The sequence below is a fragment of the Candidatus Sysuiplasma jiujiangense genome (assembly GCA_019721075.1).
GTDB lineage: Archaea > Thermoplasmatota > Thermoplasmata > Sysuiplasmatales > Sysuiplasmataceae > Sysuiplasma > Sysuiplasma jiujiangense.
In genome coordinates this window covers 1-20760 of record JAHEAD010000016.1, presented here as the reverse complement: position 1 = coordinate 20760, position 20760 = coordinate 1, and the positions used below count along the sequence as shown (strand labels likewise).

Genomic DNA, 20760 nt, shown 5'->3' with positions numbered 1-20760 from the left:
ATCAGAACACGGTCTGGTTTGCCGCCTTTTTAAACTCCCTTGGCCTCGGCGCGATGTCCTCGTCGGCCTCCCCGGCAAAGCCTGCCTCCTCAGCTTCAATTTCCCTGGCAATCCTCGAATTCCGGCATATCGGGCATTCCACCGGCTTCCGGAGCGATTTCTTTATCTTTACACTCAATCCGTCGAGGCTTATGTAGACACCGCAGGTTTCGCATTGAACATTTACCATATCCGAATCAGACATTGCTGAACACCTTTTTCCCCGAAATCAGGCTTCAATCCTGTCAGCGTAAGCTTGCCGGGCAGAATGGGAGCAAGACCCCTATTTCTATTCTGTTTTTAATCATTTGCATCGTCTCCTGCCGGTTCAATTTTATTCGTATCGAATTTTTCTATCTCCGTGTTGAGGTAACGCCTTTTCATCTCCCTGAGATCAAGTTCCTCAAACATCTTCTCTATCATGGCAAGATCCTTCTGGTCAAAGGTAAGCCTGTCGGCAGATGCGATTATAACTGCACCCCTGTCCACTGTCCTCTGCATGACGCTCTCAAGCATACCGACAACCTTGACGACGCTGTTATTTGGGAGGAGATATTCCAGGCCGTCAATCAGAATTGCTGAATTCCTGTGCCTGTCGATAAAGTTCAGAATGGCGCTTGTAATCATGGATATCTTGGAGGGATCGAGATTGTTGCTGCCCACGACCTGTGTCAGCCACCTGATTTCCGCGCCGATTAAGCCGAATTTCTCCCTGATCTTTGTCGGATGCTGCCTTGTTATCGCAAGAATGTCGAATCCGGCCCTGGAAAGATCATTCAGCGCCATATATGCCAGGAGCGGCCTCTGCTCATTCACCATGTAGCTGTAGCCGCGCTTCATCGTGTAGCGTATGCCCTCAATTTCGGAATGCCTGGCGGACTGGTAATTTTCATCACTGCCGTCATTGCCTGGAGCAATCAGCGCCTCCTCCCCCCTGATCAGCAGTATGGTGCCCTTTTTCTTTCCCTTCCCCTGTATGGGTATGCCGGAAACATTCATTCTTCTGAGGCCGTTATGCGTCAGCAGCGAATAGGAAGAATCGAACCGTTCGGATTTCCTCAGGTTGTCTGTGAGTTCCACGATCTGCAGTGAATCCTTCTCATCGAGGAGGGACGTGATCTTCTGTCCCTCGCCCTGAATATCCGGCAGGAAAAGCTTCCTGGCATACTCATTCGCGAATTCTATGCTGCCGGAAGTGCCCACTCTCAGAATTGGAAATTCCATTTCGTCGAGTATTTCCGCAAGCTCATTGCTCAGCGTCTCTGCTTTTCTCTTGAGCTGCGTCTCTCTTCTCAGAGTTTCTATGTTTTTGACGGAATTCACAACATCCGCGGCGAGTCTTTCGATTATCCAGATATCATTCTCCGCAAAACCCTTCCTGTCAAACTTGTTCAGGAGGAGCAGGAGTATGGGTGTTTCGCTTTCGCTTCTTCTGAAGACAGGATAGATTACCATGTCCTTGACTGTCTCCGCCGAGGTGCTGTCCAGTTCAATCTGCGACTTTTCAAAGTTGTTGACTACTATGGCTTCCCCGCGTTCTGCGGACTTCAGTGCAAGCTTGTCTATCGATTCCGGAATCATTGTTTCGAAATAACCGTTCCATTCGACGAATGAGCCGGAAACCACTCCCGTGAGCGCATATTCGGCGCCTATGATGTGGCCTGCGGCCGAGGCAAGAGCATCGAGCATCCTCCTGAAATCCCTTTCGGACGAAATCTTTCGTCCTATCTCGCCGATGAGATTCAGTATGCCTGACCTCTGCCTTTCCCTGAAGGAGGCCTCCAGCTGTCTTATTCTGTTTTCAAGATATCTGACAGATTCCGAAAAGACGGTAAGCTGCTCTGCCATCGCCCGGTAATCGCTGAAACCTGCCAGGAAAAGTATGTCGGCGCCTTCCGTGGAATTGAGCCTGGAGATGGCCATCCTGTTCCTGAACAGCTCAGGATAGCTGTCTGCGTCGTCCTTCAGATCTATTGTCGCAACCGTCGATGAGCGATTGAGCTTTTCCAGGAAACCTGCCACGAACTTTAACAGCAGCTCCTTCGGAGGGAAATATGAATGCGAGGATGAGTGCAGCAGAACAAGGCGTTCCCCTTCGTAGTCGATTCTGTATGCCGCGACAAACACGGCGTTGAGAGCGCTTTCCAGATACTCGGTTGTCTTCTTATGCAGCGAATTTATGTCTGCCTCGTCATTTGCAATGTCCTTGAATCCGGATATCTTTTTCAACTGTTCAAGTTCTACGATGCCGCTCCTCCTTGAGTTCAGTTTAACCAGCTGAACAGAGAGAAAATTAAGCAGTTCCTGCATTACGGCGTTTCTGAAATTTTCCGTCCTTATATTCGATCTGTAGTCAAAACATATGAATACTGCCGATGAGCCGCCAAATTCCCGCGACTCACTGATGAGGGCGCGTTCGAAGAGACGTGAAACGGCCTTTTCCCGGGTCCCCGGGCATACAAATTCGGTAAGTGTGGAAATGTCGCCCATGTTCTCCACAGTCAATGCGCCGGAGGAAAGGCGAACCGCATTTTTCAAAAGTGAATCGAATTCACCCGCGTTCAGTTCCGGCAGCGCAGTATCGCCTGTTATGCCCTTTCCCGCAAGTTTTGCCAGTGTCCCTTCCCCTTTTTTCCTGACGAACAGGAGACCGTTGTCGCTGTTACAGAATTCCATTGCCTTTTGAAGCATAATTGGGCAGATCTGCTCGGCATCATCAATCTCGGCGCATAACGAAGTGCACTCGGCAACCTGTGCCCTGAGATGATTCTCCATTTCCCTTTCCGCTATCCTCTTCTTCAGCTCTGCTGTCGAGTATGCCCTCTCCATCACTGTGGAAAAATGCCGCGCAGTGATTTCCGCCAGCTCGATTTCCTCGCCTGAAAAAGACTTTCGGCCTATGCGGTGAAGTGCTATTACGCCTATGTCCTCCCTGATGCTTCTGATGGGTATTGTAAGGATCGATTCCGGCTCGTTGGGCGTTCCCGGGATATTTACGGATCTCGCATCGGTATGTGCCTCATGAACGAGTTCAGGTTTGTCCCTTGTCATCGCCCTGCCGACAATTCCCTCCCCGATTCTGACGGAGAATGAGAGCATCTCTTCGGCAAATATGCCATGCGACTGAATCGGTATAAGCATGGATCTGCTTTCATTCAGAACGTAAAAGACGGATATGTTGGAGCGGATTACGGAATCAATGAATGTGAGGGCATCATCGGCAATTTTCGAAGGATCATTTTCCCGCTGTAGCAGGAGCAGCTCTTCAAGAAGCATGTTTCTGACGCCAATTTTTCTGTCCTTCCCGGCAACCATGAGCTTTGATGAAATTCTGTCCGCAACTGCCCTGGAAACGACTTCTATGTCATCCAGTTCAGATTCGTCGAACGGTGCCGCCGTCCTGCTTTCAAGTATGAGGAATCCCCCTCTTCTGGAACTGATGGCAAGGGGGATCACACAGGCCCATCTGCTTCCAATACCAAGCGGCCTGTAGTTTGCACCTTCAAATTCCGTCAGTATCACAGAATCTTTACTTGATCCGACGAGAGCCGGGAGATTGTTTGTCTTCAGGCTCTGTGGCGTGTCGTACAGGGAGGTTAAAGCCTCGCTTATTCCTGTCATCTCAATGTTGTGGCTGTCTTCATCCTCAATCATTATTGCAGCGAAATCGACGGGCAGCCTCTTCTGCAATATGTCAGAGACTTTGTTGAGCGTGCTGCCTGTTATTTCACCTTCCTGAAGTTGAATCATTATTTCGATTGCCGCAGCAAGCCTGGATGACCTGTACAGGTGTTCCGAAGATCTGAATTCCCTTGTCACTATCGAGTCGAATGCCTTTGCTGTCATGGAAAGGGCTAAATTCTCAGTGCCGTCAAGCTTCCTCCTTGAGCCCACATACATGTAAAGCGAGGGGCTGCGGTGCTCGCCGCCTCTGTAAAGTGTGAAGTCGTCTATGTTTGTAATCGCGGAAATCTCACTGAGGAGCTTTATGTTGTTGCCCGGTACGCTTATCGTCTTTGCCGCTTCCCCGAAATCTGCGTTCAGCGGCAGCAGATCCTCGTAGCTGAGCTCTTCAGGATTCCCGAGTATTTCGTTGTATGTTGTCCATTTGAATTTCAGGTCGCGGCCTATTACAACGAAGACGGCAAACATTTCTGTTCTGCTTCTTGCCAGGTTCCTGCTGAAGGAGGAAAGCATTGATTTCCAGCTCCCGGATTCAGACAGCGTGTCTACGGCGCTGGAAATTATATCTTCAAGTGCGCTGTTTTCTGCAGGCTTCCTGCTTTTGTTTCCTGAGGGAGACCTGGGTTTGTCGACTAACTTGCCGGTGACGGCATCCTCTTCTGACATTTATTCACTCGGAACCAGACTTGCTGGAAGTATGCTGGACGCAGATGATGGAGAGGCTGGAACTATATTTAAACAAAAATTGTCCAGTTGTCGAATTTGATATTCATACATGCGGGCCTCCAATGCCCGTATACCCGCTAACTGGCGTCTGATAACGGCGGCGATATGTAAAACATCTCTTCCAATTATTGAATCGGCACAGGCGTTTTGGAGCGGGAGCACACATCCGCCGTTCCTCCCTGCTGTGTCCTGCGACTCGCATTGAGAGGAATGCATCCGGCCCGATTTTCGGCCGAACAGGCGTGAATGCATATGTTATAAATAATCAGAAGGTGTTGTCTGACTAATGTCAGACGCTATGGTTGCAGACCAGGGACACTGCATTGCTGCGGAGCTGCAGCCAGATGTACCGAGGGCTGCCGAATCGGCGGACAGCTACTATGAGAACGAAATGGAAAGGGAGGCGGATTTGCTATATTCCGTCTACCTGAGGGGAACTGAAGGTAACGCTTCCCCCGTGATTGACTTTGCACGGGAGGTAAACACATTCTGCAGGGAGGTTCTTCTTTCCATTGAATCTGTTCAGCCTGCCGAATCGGCAGCTTACGGAACATACGGCACCGGAACTCCTGCGCACGGTAAAAGGATCCGGGCGTTCACAGATGACGGTTTCAGCCCTCCCGCAGGAACTCTGCTCGGCGCAGATGATTGGCAGAGACTGCATACGATTGCCTGCAAAAGGCTGGAGCGTTTCGGTTATCTGATGACGCAGAGGGATAAGAAATACCTCTCCAGGCAGTCAGGACTGGAGGTAACAGCATACATCTGGTCTACGCTTGTAAGGCGCATGGGGCTGCGGAGGATAAAAAACCCTTATACTTCCTCAAACCTCGTAATATATGTGAAGAGTGGCCGGCAGAAATGACATGATAGGGGGCACCACCCTCCCCGAGATGGCTGCAATCTCTTCGGGAAAGTTTGTTATCCTTCTTCGCGGTTCGGGCAGCGATGATACTGGTAATCGGAGCTGGGACGGTGGGAAGGGCCATTGCCGCAGATCTTTCCGCAGACACAGAGGTCACGGTCAGCGATATTTCACTTTCATCCATGAAAGGGCTGAAGGGCGTTACCAAATTTCACGGAGACATATTTGATCGGCCTGATTTGATAAGAAAAGCCGAAGTGATCGTCACCTCCCTTCCGGGCAGCATTTCCTTTAATGTGGTGCGGAAACTGCTCAGGAGGGGCAGGAGTGTAGTTGACACGGGCTTTATGCCGGAGGATCCCATGCTCCTCGACAAATCAGCAGCAGACGGCGGTGCGTTATATGTTCCCGATGCCGGCTATGCTCCAGGTCTGTCCAATGTGTTTGCCGGGCACCTGTTCAGTACAATGAAGCCGGACACAATTGAGATCTATGTCGCAGGTCTTGCAGAGAGAGACACATCACCGCTGCATCACACTGTCACATTCAATGTCGAGGGGTGGATAGACGAGTATCTGAGGCCAGCCAGGATCGTCAGGAACGGCAGGCAGGTTTCTGTTGATCCGCTCGGTGAGTTCAGGACAGTTGATTTTCCCGGAGCGGGAAGGTTTGAAGGATTCTATTCTGACGGACTCAGGACACTGCTTAGCACCGTCAGGGTGAGGAACATGCTGGAAATTACTCTCAGATATCCCGGCCACCTTGCTTTGATGAAGGCTATTCGCGAACTCGGATTTCTTTCCGACAGGAAAATTGGAGGCTGTACTCCGAGAAGCATTTCGGAAAAACTGTTTTCGGCCATCGGCAGCGGTTCGGCGGACAGGTGCCTCACGATGATCCGCGGCAGGAAAGCCGGGCGTTCGGTGGAATTCGTTTCGGTCGACAGCTACGATCGCGCATCAGGCATCACATCCATGGCAAGAATGACCGGATATTCGGCTGCAGCGTTCGTCCGTCTGATAATGGATGGGGATATCATCGGTTCAGGCGTTTTTCCTCCGGAATACGCCGGATTCGATGATGGAACATTCAGGAAAGTGCTGTTCCTGCTGAGCAGGAAGGGGATAGTGTTCAAAGAAAGAACCAGGAAAGGAGGAACCTCCTGACCGTTGCGGTCATCCTCCTGAATCGTTTAAATATCAATTCCTGCTGAAATTCTGTCACCGGAACTGTAATGAGCACTGCGAGCGAATCCGGAAACTGATGATGGGATGACGGGATGCAAGGACACAGCGGTCGGCTGACCGCTTCTGCTATAGCCACCTATGTATACTGCGAGATGAAATATTACTATACGGTTTCGCCCCCGCCGGATTACACGGAACCAGAATACGTCAGCCTCAGGAAAGACGCTGGCCTCACCTACCACAGCGAAACGGAATTCAGCGTCAGGCGGCAGTATTCCGGGGGACGTGTTCTAATCATTCTGGGCCTGATTGCCGCTGTTATGGTGGCGATAATCTGGTTTCTCTGAAGATTCTGCTGGTGGCGGCTGTAGCTGCCGGATTCCTTGCTTCAGCTCTCTTCATATTTCTGAAAACAGAGCGGATAAAATCATCGGATATGAGCCGGCAGGGGATTGTCCTGGTCTCCAGACGGTACGGCCTTAGCGGCAAGCCTGACCTGATTCTGAAGAAAGGACTGAGATATGCGCCTATTGAGTATAAGAGCTACAGGAGCGGCGGCGCAGCCCGTGAATGGGATGTGGCCCAGCTCCTCGCATACTGCCTGCTTGTGGAGGAGAATCTGGGGAATACGGACGGAGGGAGGCTTGTGTACCCCGACGGTGAATTTTTCGTTCGGTGGAATCCGGAAGCAAAAACATACCTCATGGAAATTATGGCAAGAATGCGGGCGGGCCCGTTCGAAATGACTGAAGATCTCGGGAAGTGCAGAAATTGCGAATTTTCCGTATACTGCAGGAGGTGAATCAGTTACCGAAGGGTGATCTCTTCCTCTTTGTTCCGTCCCTGAAAATGGGATAGTAGCCTGCGTTGTGGCATCTGTCCGCTTCCTCCTCGGTCCTGTACTCCCTTCCGCAGAACCAGCATTTGTAGAGTGTGACAGCCTTTTTATCCGACATTATTTCACCGGTTCCCTTTGCAATCCGATGGTATTCAGACAATTGCTCTGGTATAAATGCTTTCATTGCCGCCGAACCGGAAAGACAGGAAGACCCTTTTTTCAGTAATGCGGTATCGCCGGCATTCAGTCGTAATCGTCGCGTTTGAACCGTGAAGCGACTATGTGTGCGCCGCTGAGTCCCGCGGCTTCGGCGGACGCAAGGAATATCGCCGGCTCAGCCATTATCTCCGGGGGCAGAAACTTCCCGAAATCCTCCTCCTGCGCGTCCGAGGGGATCATTCCTCCCCTGATAAATCCGCCGGGCGTGAGAAGATTTACAGACACGCCGGTGCCCTGCAGTTCCATCGACGCGATATCAGTAAGCGTGTTCGTCGCAGCCCTCGTCGGAGAGACCGGGCCGAAACCCCTCACCGCCAGTATTTCAGCGTCCATGCTGACGTTCACAATCATACCGCTGCGCTGCTCCAGGAAGAAGGGGATGAACGCCCGCATCAGAGACAGATAGCCGAAGTAATTCACGTCCATTGCCTTTCTGAGTGTTTCCGGCCCGTACGCATAGAACGGCAGCGCATTTTTGGAAATCCGGGGATTGAACTCCGTCATTCCCATCCCTGCGCAGTTGAACATTGCATCGATGCCTCCCCAGTGTGAGTCCAGCAGGTGTACCGTCTCCCCCACCGACTCCGCAGACTCGACATCGAGAACAACGGCAAAGACATCCAGTCCCTCCTTCCTGAGTTCCTGGTTTGCATCTCTGAGCCTCTGTCCCGCCCGTGAAGCCATTGCAACAAAAGCTCCTTCCGCAGCAAGCGCCCTTACGATTGCCTTCCCGATTGTTCCGCTTCCGCCTGTGACGAGAACCCTCCGCTCCTTCAACCTTCCATTCGACGTTCGGCGTTCCCTCCTGCCTTATTCCGGTATGCCGCTGTCCGGCCGGGTTCAAACAGAACGGGTCCCGGACAGCCTTCAGCCCTGCTGTTCCTTCTTCACGAACAGGCTTCTCAACTCGCTGCCGACGCTCTCTATCTGCTCCTTTTTTGCATCCTCCCTCAGCTTTCTGAGGGTCGGCATCTCGCTGTAGTACTCCTTCATCCATTCCTCTGCGAATGATCCGTTTCTTATGTCGTTGAGAATTTCCTTCATGCTCTGCACTGAGTGCTCGTCTATTACCTTCGGGCCTCTCGTCCTGCCGCCGTATTCGGCAGTATTGCTCACGTTGTCCCACATGTTTTCGATGCCCCCTTTCTGAATGAGATCAACAATGAGTTTCAGCTCATGCAGCACCTCGAAATAAGCCACTTCCGGCTGATACCCTTCAGAAACAAGCAGCTTGAATGCCTTTCCGATTAGCTCTGCGACACCTCCGCAGAGAACAACCTGTTCACCGAAGTTGTCCGTCTCTGTTTCCTCCCTGAAAGTTGTCTTTATGACGCCGGCTCTCGTGGCCCCTATCCCCTTCGCAATCGCAAGCGCAATGCCCAGAGCATTTCCGGAAAAGTCCCTTTCCACCGCGACCAGCGATGGTGTGCCAAAACCCTCAAGGAATGTGTTTCTCACCATCGCTCCTGGGCCTTTGGGCGCAACCATGATGACATCTACGCCTCCCGGCGGTTCAATTCTGTGGAAATGTATGCTGAAACCGTGTGCGAATTCCAGTACCTTTCCCCTGCTCAGATTCATGGCAATGTCGTTCATGTAGACATCGGCCTGCACTTCGTCCGGTATCAGCAGCATTATTATGTCGGCCCGTTTCACCGCCTCACGCACCTCAAGCGGTCTGAAACCGTCTTTTTCGGCTGTTTTCCAGCTCTCGCCGTTTTTCTTCAGTCCCACGACCACTTCAACACCTGAGTCCCTCAGGTTCAGCGCCTGTGCCCTTCCCTGGATGCCGTAGCCGATAACCGCAACCTTCTTTCCATTGAGCAGACCCAGGTCTGCGTCCCTGTCATAGAAAGCATTGACCATATTATTCACCCGAGCATTTCCTGCGGATTTAACTTCCTTTCCTTTCCGCCGGAGTATTCATCCTGCCGGTCACCGCCGTCAGCAGTCAGCCTGATATCTCTTACACCGTCTATTCTGCCCACAGACTTTGCTATCCGTGCGGCGTCCGTCTCCCTTCCCGTATGCACTTCAATGGTATCCATGTCACTGTGCCGTACGAAAGTCAGCCTGTCGATGGTTATATTCCTTCTGCTGAACTCGATTATGATCCGCTGAAGCACTCCGTCCCGATCATCTGCCGAAATTTTCAATTTCGCCGTCATTTATATCCTTCCATTTACATCTTCCGTAAATCGTTCCTCCCTTGCCTGCCCATGGAGGGGTCATCGGCAGGCAGTCCTCGTTGATGTCTATCCTCATGTCTGCAACGAACGGTATGTCGCTGTCAAGTCCGCGCATTATGGCTTCCCGGACTTCGCCCGGTCTCTCCACAACGACTCCCTCTCCGCCCATCGCCTCTGCAAATTTCACAAAATCCGGGCTTATCCTGTAGTCTGCGCAGAAAATATGATTGCTGTAGAACTGTTTCTGGAACTGCCTTATCATCCCGAGGCTGTTGTTGTTCATGATGATGACGAATACAGGCAGGTTATTTTCCACCGCAGTTGAAAATTCTCCGAAGGTCATCTGGAAACCGCCGTCACCGGTCAGGCAGACAGTCTTTGTTTCGGGCTCCGCCGCCTTTGCGCCGATGGCGGCCGGCAGACCAAACCCCATGGTGCCGAGGCCGCCGGAAGTGACGAACCTTCTGCCGTTCCTTGCCTCGAAAAAGTGTGCCGCAAACATCTGGTGCTGGCCCACGTCCGTGGTGAGTATGGCATCTTCGGGAAGGAGTCTGTTCAGCTCATGCAGTATTTTCTGCGGCTTGAGAGGTGTGTCACCGTAATTGAAGTCGCACTGGCAGAACGACTTCATTGCCGCAACCCTCCTGATCCACAGTGCTCTCGATGCTGCCCTTCTGTCTACAGTCCTTATCAGTATCTCCACTATTTCGTCGCAGTTGCCTGCCAGTCCAACGATGTTTGTCACGTTCTTCCCGATTTCGGCAGTGTCGATGTCAACATGGATTATTCCTGCCTTCGGAAGAAACTCCGAACTTCTGCCAGTTGTCCTGTCGCTGAATCTGGTGGCTATTGCGAGAACAACGTCAGCTTCTTCAAGAACAGCAGCGGACGATCGCCTTCCGTGCATTCCGGCTGTACCCATCGAGAGGGGGTGACTCTCATCTACCGCTCCCTTTCCCATTACCGTTGTTATGACCGGGGCACCGATGAGTTCGGCAAGCATGCTTATGGATTTGCCGCACCCTGACCATTTGGCACCGCCGCCGACAAGTATCGCGGGCCTTTCGGCTCCGTTGAGCATGGCAACCGCAGTCCCCAGGTTGGCCAGATCCGACTTTGCCGGGAAAGAGACAGGGGCCATATAGGGGTCGCCGGCCATTTCATTGGCAACGGTGTCTGTCGGAAGGTCAACGGCCACTGGTCCGAATCTTCCGTTTACAGCGACCTCGAATGCCCTGCTGATCATGTAGGGTATATCCTCCGGCCTGCGTATCTTGAAGTTGCTCTTTGTAACCGGTATCATCATGTCGAATGTGTCAGATTCCTGGAACGCATCGTTGCCCATCATTCTCGTCGAAACCTGACCCGTAAGGCAGACCATCGGTGAGGAGTCGAGAAACGCCGTTGCTACGCCTGTTATCATGTTCGTGGCGCCCGGACCGGATGTACCGAGACAGACTCCTGGTTTGCCGCTTATCCTTGCATAGCCGTCTGCCATATGCGCTGCACCTCCCTCATGTCTCGTGAGTATGCTCCTGATCGTGCTGCCCATCAGCTCATCGTAGATGGGAAGGTTTGCACCTCCCGGTATGCCGAATATCGTCTTAACGCCGTGTTCCGACATTGTGTTTACTAGAACTTTTGCTCCTTTCATACTACCAACTCCCTGAAACGCTAAACCGGCAGAAGGTTCAGGTTCAGGCAATAATGAAGTGCAACAATGCTGCAGAAATAGGGACAGCTGTTTCACACGCGGCACTTCTGACTTTCATCTTTCCGTCGCAGAGAACGCTTTGTATAAATACCTTGTGACGAATTAGCAGGGTCCTGAAATTTAAATTAATACGACGTTTGACGGAACCATACATCGTTAGTCCGTGACGTGTCGGCCCGTGGCTGAAGGCGTGCAATCACTGAAATTCGCGAAGTTCTGGGTCGAGTGCTATGGACTGCCATGAAACTGCTGTTGAGCGTCTCCCAGACAATAATTAGCATAGCTTTTAAATATGGTAAGACACATCCAGGTTTGTTCCAAATGATGAATCGCACGCGTTATCGGCTGGCATCTGTTTTTTTGATGGCAGCCGCCGGAAAACCTGTGCCAGGGGGAGAAAGCCCGTCAGCTTCCGCATTGAATCCCAGATTGAATAAGGGAAGAAAGGGAGCGCTGATTGCGGTTGCAGTAGTGGTCATACTGCTGGTTGCCGGTGTGTCGGCCTACATAGTCCTTGTAAACCACAAAAAAACATCGCTTTCTATTACGCCTTCAAGCAGCTTTTCAATCGTCACTCAGGGAACTGCTGTCACTTTCTATCTTGGTGCCAAGGTTTCAGGTGTGAAAATAACTTCCACTGTGTGGAATTTCGGTAATGGTATATCGGAAAAATTCACAGGCGGAAGCGGCAGCACCGTACAGTACATTTATCCGTATCCGGGTAACTACCTTGTCTACGTTCGGGTTAATGGAACCAGCGGAACAAGCGCAGATAATGCCGCGAGCCTTCTGCCGGTAGTTGTCTCCCCTCTCACCTCCGCCTCAGACATCAGTCAGCTTTATCCCGCATCTATAGCGGTCTCTGCAAGTTCCGCGTCAAATACGAGTGTATCGTCCGGTGAGCCTTCGATTATAGGTGTCGGCGGATTTGTAAATGTTACATCGCTTCTGCCCGCCAGCTTCGGCAATTATCCCACAGCTTCGGGATGGAATCTGCAGGGCATTTCCTTTTCATCTGCGGGACACAGTTTCTCCTGGAATTCATCGGATGTCTCCATAGGCACCGATTACCTTAATGTAACCTACAAAACTGCAGGCATTACGTATGTGCTCATGAACGCGACAACCAACAGTTCTACCTCCTCCCTGACATGGTCCTATATCCAGACTGTCGCGGTTGGAAAATTCGCGATACCTCCTCTTGCAACTTCCAGCAGAAAGGGCATAGTGGATGCGGCATACATACCGGGAGGATTCAGGACCATGGATCCTGCCCTTGCATATGATACAATAAGCGGAGAGGTTGTTTTCGAGATATACCAGAACCTTGTCCAGTTTGCTCCGGGTAACAACCCGGCCTCCTTCATACCTGTTCTTGCAGCACAGGTTCCGTCTGTTTCCAATGGGCTGCTCAGCATTCAGAACAGGAGCGGCCTGAGTTATGTCAACTACACGTTCAACATCAGGCAGAATATAAAATTTTCAGATGGAAACCCGCTTACGGTGTACGATGTATGGTTCTCATTTATGAGGACACTGCTCTTTACCAACGACCCGGGAGATCCCGGCTGGCTCCTGGCACATGCCCTGATACCCGGAGCCAGTGTTTACGGCCCGTACAATCTGACACCGTTCTGGATAGACAAGGCAATAACATATAATTCGACCTCCATCGAATTTCACCTGCTGCCAACGACCAACGGTTCGCTCTATGGAATTTCTCCTGTGAACGGGACAAACGCCGCGTACTTCCTTACGGGCGTCAATACATCCTCCTCAACTGCCTTTTCTGAGGGCTATGCGGCAACAACCTACACCTCCTATGGGGCTTCGGTTTATTTCCTCCAGCTGCTCACGGGGACGGAGGCAAGCATAATGGATGCCTCGTGGGCCGCACAGCATGGTGCAGGCATACCGGGCAATACCACTCAGGACTATTACAACTACCAGGCGTTCGGCAATCCGCCACAGTGGAATCAGGCGATTCAGTTCGGCGCAATGGGCACCGGACCATACATGGTGTCACTGGTCAATCCCGGTCAGCTCATCCAGTTCGTACCCAACCCGTATTATACATCGACCCCCGGCTACCCGCCTGCTTCGCAGATTCCACCTTCTGTCACCATCTACTACTACTCCTCGGAGTCGGTTGCCCAGCTCCAGTTCATCAACGGTGCCGCAGACTTTGCTGAGGGTGCCTTCCCCTCGACATCCACCGGAACAGTGGTGAACCTGATACAGAAAGGACTTGTGAAATCAATCAGCGAGCCGCAGGTCGCAACCAACTTCTACAATTACAATCTGCAGATAAACGTGACCGGGCTGACAGCAGCAGGTTACACTGCAAGCTTCCCTGCCTCCAGTGAATACAGCGTCCCCGGCATCGGAACGGTTTCCGTCTTCTTCGGAAATCTGAGCGTCAGGAAGGCATTCACCTATGCATATAATCAGGCGCAGCTCATCTCGGAATACACTTCCTACGGCATCAGTTTCGCGGAAAATCTTACCGGCTTCATTCCCAGAGGTGTTTCGGAGTATCCATCCAATATAACCAATGTTTCAGCGGATCCGTATGTTCCCTATTACAATATGACGCTCGCCGAGCACTACTGGAACAACACGCCCTACAGGACGCAGGGGAAAGGAAACGTGACATTCCCCATCTTCGATCTTTCCGGGCAGTCTGTAGAGGATCAGATAATCGAGAGCTACTGGATACCTGCCATTGAGCAGGCAACAAACGGCACCGTCAAGCCATATCTCGAAGATCTGCCTTCTTCAAGCCTGTTCACATATGAATCTGTTGCTTCCGGGACCGACATACTTCCTATCGCATGGGATGCGTGGTACGCAGATTATCCCGACGCATCTGATTATGCTGCAACTTTCGCTTCGCCTTTTGCGCTGGACATGTATCCCTTCGGTGTCTATCCGGGAACCGGTTTCAATTCGTCAACGAATCCGCACCAGTGGTCCATTCTGCACTCTGTCTGGAATTACAGCTATCTCGCCCTGAATGAACTCAACGCCTCAGTTCGGGATTATTACTACTGGATGGCGGACCTGGAATTCTCGAGTCTTTACCTGATGGTCGGAAACATCCAGCCTCTCGGCGTACTGTATTACAGATCGTGGATAGTCACAAGCTCCCTTGCATGGTCATTGAGTCCTGGCGATACCCTCGAGAACGTCGTCTTCTTTGGATTGCAGAAGACATAAACTCCACGCAACGGTCTTTGCCGGACAGCAGACAGCACGCCGAATACCCTAGAGCGGGAAGGCGGTGCCGGCGACGCTGCTGTCCGTATATATACAGTCAGGGCGTCCGGGAGACAGAGACAGCGCCTTCAATCCTGCGCAGGCTGGCATTGTGCGATGTTCCCGGCGGTTAACGGGTAGTTATTTAAGCAGGATCGGGTTATGGCATTATTGTCAATATTGATAGCGGGGGGTCGGATGGACACAGGTATTGCAATAATAGCGGTCGTTATTCTTGGGGCCGTAGTCTTCAACATGTGGTTTGCCTGGGCAGTGTACTACGTATCCGGAAGGCAATAAATTCACTTCAGTTCAGGGCATTTATATCCTTCAGGCGAATGCTTTCTCCAGGCGCTCTCCGTACAGCTATCTATTTATCCGCTTTTGCCTGTTTCCGTGCCTGTGCTTTACAGGTATTTTGGCAGAACGGGCGTAAAGGTTTCAACGGTCGGAATGGGAACTTACTATGATTTCAGATGGATAACAGTTGCGTCTCTTTTTGGCTTCAGGTTGCGCCGAACAGAGATTATCAGGGCCCTGCGCACGGGCATCGATGCAGGGATAAACCTTATTGATACTGCAGAATTCTATAAAAGCGAAGCCCTTGTGGCCGAGGCTGTAAAAGGCTATGATCGGGAGAAACTTTTCATTGCAACCAAGGTTTTCCCGACACATCTGAAGTTCGGGAAGGTAATCAGATCCTGCGAGAGGAGTCTCAGGAGACTCGAACTGGACTATATCGACCTTTACCAGATTCACTTTCCCAGGCAGAGCATTCCGCTTTCTGAAACAATGGGCGCGATGGAGAAACTCGTTGACGAGGGGAAAATCAGATACATCGGCATAAGCAATTTTTCGCTGGATAAAATGAGGGAAGCGGAGAGCGCACTCAAAAAATACCAGCTCGCTTCAACCCAGATGCACTACAACATGATGCACAGGGACGTCGAGAATGAAATACTTCCTCACTGCACTGAAAACGGCATAGCGCTGATGGCCTATTTTCCAGTCGCCCACGGAAAACTGGCAAAACCGGCTGGCGGGGAGACGCATTCCTCACTCGAATCAATCAGAAAGAAATACGGTCTTGCGACCATCGCGCAGGTCGGTCTCAACTACCTGATATCAAAGGGCGAAAATGTATTTCCAATACCGAGGGCTTCAAACCCGGAACATGTCTTCCAGAATGCCGAACTTGGCAGGAATCTATTCAGCAACGCGGATATGGCTGTCCTTGCCGGTCTCTTCAGCTGACTGTTCATACCGTGCCTGCAACCGTAAACCAGGCTGCAATTGTATTTATAAAACAGGCACGGATCAAGTATGATGCATAGCATTGAAAAGATTCTCGCGCGGCTCAGAGACAGCCGTATGCGTGACCTGAGCATCTCCATATTGCATGAAACCGGCATCGATGCAGAGAGGTTGAACATTTTATCCACGGACGCAATGCGCAGAATCGAGCCTGAAGCTCTCGATGCTGCAATACAGCTTGCACGCGCTAAACTGGAGCACATCAGAATTGAGGCGAAGCTTTCAGATTCGGTGAACAGGCTGTCATCAATAACCTCCAGACTCGAATCGGCAGAGGTGAATTTCAAAAAAGAGTTGAACAATTACGGAACATATCTCCAGGACAACAGATTTCTTATCTCTCTGGTAGACGGTGGTGATGGCAATTCGGTGCGTCAGTCAAAAATACGCTGAGCGGGTTGCAATCTCCATCCTCCTTCAGTTTACCGGCGAAAGGAAGGGAACCGAACTGCTGCCGGGCGCCTCAGAGATGAGCAGAGCCATCCACAACCTTCGGAGGACAAATGAATCAGCTGAAATTGAACTGAAAGAACTTGAACATAAAATCGTGGAATTGGGAGATAAACTGATGGACATTGAGTCGAAGAGGGCCAGTATCCATTTCCAGTCGTTTTCCCTGTTCAACGAGAACACTTCGCTCGCGATTCACGTCTGCGGGACGGATATACTCAAATCTGCGGAGAATCCGGCCGAGACGCACGCAGCGCTCGATGCCATACTCAATCGCTACGTTTTCAAAAACACGAGCATTTAATAATTCAGTGGTGTTCAAGCTCATAATTATGAAAGCCATTGCCGTGAAACCCGGAACTCCGGGCGTTTTTCTGACCGAAGCTCCTGAGCCTGGCGCGTCCGGAAGTGAACTGCTGCTTGCGCCTGAGCTTGTGGGCATTTGCGGAACCGACAGGGAGATCATTTCAGCCTTCTATGGCGAGGCGCCGCCGGGGCAGAACATGCTGATAATCGGCCATGAAGCTCTGTGCAGGGTCGTCGAGCCGGGCAACAGCGCTTTCAGAAAGGGTGACATGGTAATACCGACTGTCAGAAGAGGATGCGGAGAGTGCTGGAGCTGTCTGCATGGTCAGTCGGACATGTGTTTTACCGGAAAATACAAGGAGAGGGGAATAAAAGGTCTCAACGGATACAACTGTGAACTCGTTGCCGAAGTGCCGGAATACCTTGCATCCGTACCCTCAGGGATAGGAGACGCGGCGGTGCTCACCGAACCGATGACAATCGGGGAGAAGGCCATTATCCAGTCACTCAACCTGCAGCAGAGAGTCAAATGGGACTGCGGAGGCGATTTTTCCTGCAGAAAGGCGCTTGTTCTCGGAACGGGCCCAGTCGGTCTGCTTGCCGCACTCGCCCTGAGAATAAGGGGGTTCGAGGTATGGGCAGCAGACAGGCATGACGACACGACATTAAGGGCACAGCTGCTCATTTCCGCGGGTGTCCGGCATTTCAATTCGGGTGCCGGCGCGATAGCAGACCTTGCCAAATCCGTCGGCAAGTTCGATTTCATAATCGAGGCGACGGGCGATGCTATAGTCGGACTCGACAGCGTTCCAGGTCTCGCTCCGAACGGGATTATGGCACTTACCGGTATTCCCGGCGGAGCTCAGAACTATCAGATGCCCGCTGTCCAGATAATGCGCTCCATTGTGCTCAACAATGCCATTGTTGTCGGCATTGTCAATGCAAACATAAGTTATTTCAGGACAGCTCTTCTTGATATGGTGGAAATCAACAGGCGTTTTCCCGGAATACTGGACAAGATACTTTCACACAGGTTTTCGCCTGCCGATTATTCGAAAGCATATTCGATAAGGGACAGGGAAGTTATCAAGGTGGCAATAGACTGGAAGGGAGAGTGATCTGCCTGCCAAGGGATGTACCGATTGGAAACGAGAAGCTGCTCATTGCGTTTGATCGTGATTATCTGATACGGGACATATACTTCCCGTTCATAGGCGATGAGAATCACAGCGTGGGGCACAAATTCAGAATAGGTGTCTGGGTCAACGGATCGTTCAGCTGGATCGACGGTCCCGGATGGAACAAGAGCCTCCAGTACGTCGAGGACGAGCTGGTGACCGACGTGCTGCTCAGCAATCCGGGGCTTGGTGTTGAGATACGTTTCAACGATGCCGTTGATTTTGTAATAGATGCGATGGTGAGAAAGATCGACGTCAGGAGGACGGCGGATACAGATGCCGAAATCCGCCTGTTTTTCCATCACGATTTTCATCTGTACGGAAACGATATCGGCGACACGGCATATTTCGATCCTCAGCTGAACGTTATAATACATTACAAGGACCAGCGCTATTTCCTCATGGACGCAGGTGCTGAAGGAAACGGCGGTATCGACATGTTCGCGTGCGGGCAGAAGGAAATGGCCGGCAAGGAGGGGACCTGGCGTGATGCAGAGGACGGCATACTTTCGGGAAACACCATCTCACAGGGCTCAGTCGACTCCGTTTTGGGCGTTATTTTCAGGGTAAAGGCGGGTGCATCAAAGCAGGGGTATTATTACATGCTCGCCGGGACAGACTACGACAGCGTTGACAAGCTCCAGAATCTTGTAAGATCCCGCGGCGTCGAAAAGTTCATAGAGCGAACCGGTAACTACTGGAAACTCTGGTGCAGCAAGCAGCACAGGCAGTTCGAGGGCCTCCCTGACTACATGAGGAGGCTGTACAGGAGGAGTCTGCTTGCCATTGCCACAAATCTGGACCGGAACGGCGGCATACTTGCCGCAAACGATACTGATCTGCTGAGATTCAACAGGGATACATACAGCTATGTCTGGCCGCGGGACGGCGCGCTCGTAAGCCTGGCCCTCGACAATGCAGGCTACAGCTATCCGGCTTCCCGCTTTTTTGAATTCTGCATGAGGGGTATCAGTCACAGAGGCTATTTCCTTCAGAAGTACAATCCCAACGGCTCATTTGCAAGCAGCTGGCATCCCTGGGTCCTGAACGGGAAACCGTCCCTGCCGATTCAGGAAGACGAAACCTCCCTGGTGCTCTATGCACTGTGGAATCATTTTGAGAAATGCGGCGATGTGGAGTTCATAAAACCGCTTTACAGGCCGCTGATAAAGAATTCGGCGGATTTCATCTCATCCTACGTGGACCTGGATACAGGTCTTCCGCTGGACAGTTATGATCTCTGGGAGGAAAGGAGGGGTGTTTTCACATTTACCTGTTCCGCCAATTATGCCGGCCTGATGGCGGCTGCAAAATTCAGCGAGAGCTTCGGCGAGATGAACATAGCCAAGAGATATTCTGCCGCAGCCGAAAGGATGAAGGCTGCAATCATCGAGCAGCTCTACAGCAGGAGCGATCACAGATTCATACGCGGTCTCCTGATGGGGCAGGACGGAAAGCTCTACAGGGACAGTGCGGTGGACGCAAGCCTTTCCGGAATATTCTATTTCGGCGTTCTCCCTGCGGATGATCCGATGGTTGCCGGAACCATGCACGCGATACAGGAACGCCTGTGGGTCAGGGGCAATATCGGAGGAATTGCAAGATATGAGGGAGATTATTATCAGAGATCCGCTTCCGGCAACGACATCCAGGGCAATCCGTGGTTCATCTGCACGCTCTGGCTTGCGGACTGGTACACTGCGGTGGCAAAGGATGCCGCATCTCTTTCCATTGCGCTCGGACTCATCAAGTGGGCTGCGGACCATGCCTCTCCAAGCGGTATCATGGCGGAACAGATAGATCCGCACACCGGTTCTCCGCTTTCCGTTTCCCCCCTGACATGGAGTCACGCAGCATTTGTTGATGCGGTCGACAGATATATAGAAAAATCGAAAACACTGGGATTGATAAAATGAATGAAATCAGCTCAAGGATCATCGACATTTCCGCTGCTGTCAGCGAACGCATCCCGATCTATGAGGGAAATCCCCCGCTGTCCATGACATGGGCAATGAGCCTCGCCTCAGGGGACGGCGTGAACCTGACGGAAATCCATGAGGGCGTTCACACGGGCACCCACATCGACGCGCCACTGCATTTCATCGATGGCGGCACGACAATCGATCTCGTTTCGCCTCGACACTTCTTCTGCAACGTTCAGGTGGTGGAGACGAGGGGAAGGACAATCCGCCCTGACGTGTTCAGGAGGAAGGCGATACGGGACGGCGACGGAGTCCTCTTCAAGACATCCAATTCGCTTCTCTATGGCAGGAAATTTACCAGAGACTTCGTCTATCTGGAGGCGGAGACAGCGGAAAGACTCGTGGAAATGAGGGTGCCTGTGGTCGGGATAGATTATCTGTCGGTGGAGAAATTCGGCTCCACTGCGGCTCCGGTTCACCATACCCTGCTCAGGGAGGGGATACCCATAATCGAAGGTCTGGTACTCAAAGGTGTGAAACCGGGCAGATACACGCTTTCAGCAATGCCGGTCAAGCTCGAAGGACGGGAGGCAGCGCCTGCACGCGCCGTGCTTTTCGATCCGCCGCTCGCCAACGTGTTAAATATTCGCTGAATGGGCCGGTCGGGATTCGCTTAAAATATTAATGGAATACCATGGCAACATACCGTCAGCCTATTGAATATCCCCGGAAAAACAGTGCTTCTATGCCGTCAGGTCCTGTCTGCCAGTATTAAATCCAGGTAAACGTCAGGCAAGAAGACGTGCACATTTCCGCGACGATGATCTACGGTAAGGGTGTGTGCGTCAGGACCGGTTTGTATTTTCTCCAC

The 20760-nt window shown here is 51.7% G+C and carries 18 protein-coding genes; 11 read left to right on the top strand and 7 right to left on the bottom strand.

Translation table 11 applies throughout. The annotated features are described in order from the left end of the window. Position 1 precedes the first annotated feature (1 nt). Both KIS29_08945 and KIS29_08940 read right to left on the bottom strand, forming a co-directional pair. Entirely contained in the window at positions 2-244 is a 243-nt protein-coding gene (locus tag KIS29_08945) for a hypothetical protein (protein MBX8640447.1), read from the bottom strand. Positions 245-339: 95 nt separating this feature from the next. Then, positions 340-4389, bottom strand: coding sequence for a DUF835 domain-containing protein (locus tag KIS29_08940; protein ID MBX8640446.1), 4050 nt, complete (start codon positions 4387-4389; stop codon positions 340-342). Between the two features lie 346 nt (positions 4390-4735). Here KIS29_08940 and KIS29_08935 point away from each other — a divergent pair, with 346 nt between their 5' ends. The 4 genes from KIS29_08935 (at position 4736) to KIS29_08920 (ending at position 7303) form a co-directional block, all read left to right on the top strand. Then, complete coding sequence (locus KIS29_08935; protein ID MBX8640445.1) at positions 4736-5314, top strand: hypothetical protein; 579 nt, start codon at positions 4736-4738, stop codon at positions 5312-5314. A gap of 83 nt (positions 5315-5397) precedes the next feature. Further along, entirely contained in the window at positions 5398-6480 is a 1083-nt protein-coding gene (locus KIS29_08930) for a hypothetical protein (GenBank protein ID MBX8640444.1), read from the top strand. Between the two features lie 113 nt (positions 6481-6593). Further along, a complete protein-coding gene (locus tag KIS29_08925) occupies positions 6594-6848 on the top strand; it encodes a hypothetical protein (GenBank protein ID MBX8640443.1) in 255 nt (84 codons plus the stop codon). Positions 6849-6859: 11 nt separating this feature from the next. Beyond that, positions 6860-7303, top strand: coding sequence for a PD-(D/E)XK nuclease family protein (locus KIS29_08920; GenBank protein MBX8640442.1), 444 nt, complete (start codon positions 6860-6862; stop codon positions 7301-7303). Between the two features lies 1 nt (position 7304). Here the strand turns inward: KIS29_08920 and KIS29_08915 are convergent, their stop codons facing one another. The 5 genes from KIS29_08915 to ilvB all read right to left on the bottom strand — a co-directional run bounded on the left by KIS29_08915 (position 7305) and on the right by ilvB (position 11401). Continuing rightward, the gene (locus KIS29_08915) at positions 7305-7499 is read right to left on the bottom strand and encodes a hypothetical protein (GenBank protein ID MBX8640441.1); all 195 of its coding nucleotides are present in this window, start codon (positions 7497-7499) and stop codon (positions 7305-7307) included. An 83-nt stretch (positions 7500-7582) separates the two neighbouring features. Then, positions 7583-8335 (bottom strand): SDR family oxidoreductase, encoded by a 753-nt coding sequence (locus tag KIS29_08910; GenBank protein MBX8640440.1) that lies wholly within the window; start codon positions 8333-8335, stop codon positions 7583-7585. Between the two features lie 90 nt (positions 8336-8425). Continuing rightward, the gene (gene ilvC, locus KIS29_08905; GenBank protein MBX8640439.1) at positions 8426-9424 is read right to left on the bottom strand and encodes a ketol-acid reductoisomerase; all 999 of its coding nucleotides are present in this window, start codon (positions 9422-9424) and stop codon (positions 8426-8428) included. Positions 9425-9429: 5 nt separating this feature from the next. Beyond that, complete coding sequence (locus tag KIS29_08900; protein ID MBX8640438.1) at positions 9430-9726, bottom strand: hypothetical protein; 297 nt, start codon at positions 9724-9726, stop codon at positions 9430-9432. Further along, positions 9695-11401 (bottom strand): biosynthetic-type acetolactate synthase large subunit, encoded by a 1707-nt coding sequence (ilvB, locus tag KIS29_08895; GenBank protein MBX8640437.1) that lies wholly within the window; start codon positions 11399-11401, stop codon positions 9695-9697. The genes KIS29_08900 and ilvB overlap by 32 nt, the downstream gene beginning before the upstream one ends. Before the next feature lie 444 nt (positions 11402-11845). Between ilvB and KIS29_08890 the strand changes: the two genes are divergently transcribed. From KIS29_08890 to KIS29_08860, 7 genes are all read left to right on the top strand, one after another. Next, entirely contained in the window at positions 11846-14680 is a 2835-nt protein-coding gene (locus KIS29_08890; protein ID MBX8640436.1) for a PKD domain-containing protein, read from the top strand. A 492-nt stretch (positions 14681-15172) separates the two neighbouring features. Then, the gene (locus KIS29_08885) at positions 15173-15973 is read left to right on the top strand and encodes an aldo/keto reductase (GenBank protein ID MBX8640435.1); all 801 of its coding nucleotides are present in this window, start codon (positions 15173-15175) and stop codon (positions 15971-15973) included. A gap of 69 nt (positions 15974-16042) precedes the next feature. Beyond that, entirely contained in the window at positions 16043-16426 is a 384-nt protein-coding gene (locus KIS29_08880) for a hypothetical protein (protein ID MBX8640434.1), read from the top strand. Then, entirely contained in the window at positions 16392-16787 is a 396-nt protein-coding gene (locus KIS29_08875; GenBank protein ID MBX8640433.1) for a hypothetical protein, read from the top strand. The genes KIS29_08880 and KIS29_08875 overlap by 35 nt, the downstream gene beginning before the upstream one ends. Positions 16788-16815: 28 nt before the next feature. Beyond that, positions 16816-17907, top strand: a complete 1092-nt coding sequence (locus tag KIS29_08870; GenBank protein MBX8640432.1) for a glucose 1-dehydrogenase — start codon at positions 16816-16818, stop codon at positions 17905-17907. Then, positions 17904-19883, top strand: a complete 1980-nt coding sequence (locus tag KIS29_08865; protein MBX8640431.1) for a glycoside hydrolase family 15 protein — start codon at positions 17904-17906, stop codon at positions 19881-19883. Before KIS29_08870 ends, KIS29_08865 begins: the two co-directional genes overlap by 4 nt. Next, positions 19880-20542, top strand: coding sequence for a cyclase family protein (locus KIS29_08860; protein ID MBX8640430.1), 663 nt, complete (start codon positions 19880-19882; stop codon positions 20540-20542). The genes KIS29_08865 and KIS29_08860 overlap by 4 nt, the downstream gene beginning before the upstream one ends. Positions 20543-20760: the final 218 nt, after the last annotated feature.

Coding starts and splice junctions, on each gene's coding strand:
- KIS29_08940 (MBX8640446.1), bottom strand. CDS start 4,389: ATGTCAGAAGAGGATGCCGTCACCGGCAAGTTAGTCGACAAACCCAGG.
- KIS29_08935 (MBX8640445.1), top strand. CDS start 4,736: ATGTCAGACGCTATGGTTGCAGACCAGGGACACTGCATTGCTGCGGAG.
- KIS29_08860 (MBX8640430.1), top strand. CDS start 19,880: ATGAATGAAATCAGCTCAAGGATCATCGACATTTCCGCTGCTGTCAGC.
- KIS29_08930 (MBX8640444.1), top strand. CDS start 5,398: ATGATACTGGTAATCGGAGCTGGGACGGTGGGAAGGGCCATTGCCGCA.
- KIS29_08945 (MBX8640447.1), bottom strand. CDS start 244: ATGTCTGATTCGGATATGGTAAATGTTCAATGCGAAACCTGCGGTGTC.
- ilvB (MBX8640437.1), bottom strand. CDS start 11,401: ATGAAAGGAGCAAAAGTTCTAGTAAACACAATGTCGGAACACGGCGTT.
- KIS29_08885 (MBX8640435.1), top strand. CDS start 15,173: ATGGGAACTTACTATGATTTCAGATGGATAACAGTTGCGTCTCTTTTT.
- ilvC (MBX8640439.1), bottom strand. CDS start 9,424: ATGGTCAATGCTTTCTATGACAGGGACGCAGACCTGGGTCTGCTCAAT.
- KIS29_08925 (MBX8640443.1), top strand. CDS start 6,594: ATGCAAGGACACAGCGGTCGGCTGACCGCTTCTGCTATAGCCACCTAT.
- KIS29_08900 (MBX8640438.1), bottom strand. CDS start 9,726: ATGACGGCGAAATTGAAAATTTCGGCAGATGATCGGGACGGAGTGCTT.
- KIS29_08875 (MBX8640433.1), top strand. CDS start 16,392: ATGGCAATTCGGTGCGTCAGTCAAAAATACGCTGAGCGGGTTGCAATC.
- KIS29_08870 (MBX8640432.1), top strand. CDS start 16,816: ATGAAAGCCATTGCCGTGAAACCCGGAACTCCGGGCGTTTTTCTGACC.
- KIS29_08880 (MBX8640434.1), top strand. CDS start 16,043: ATGATGCATAGCATTGAAAAGATTCTCGCGCGGCTCAGAGACAGCCGT.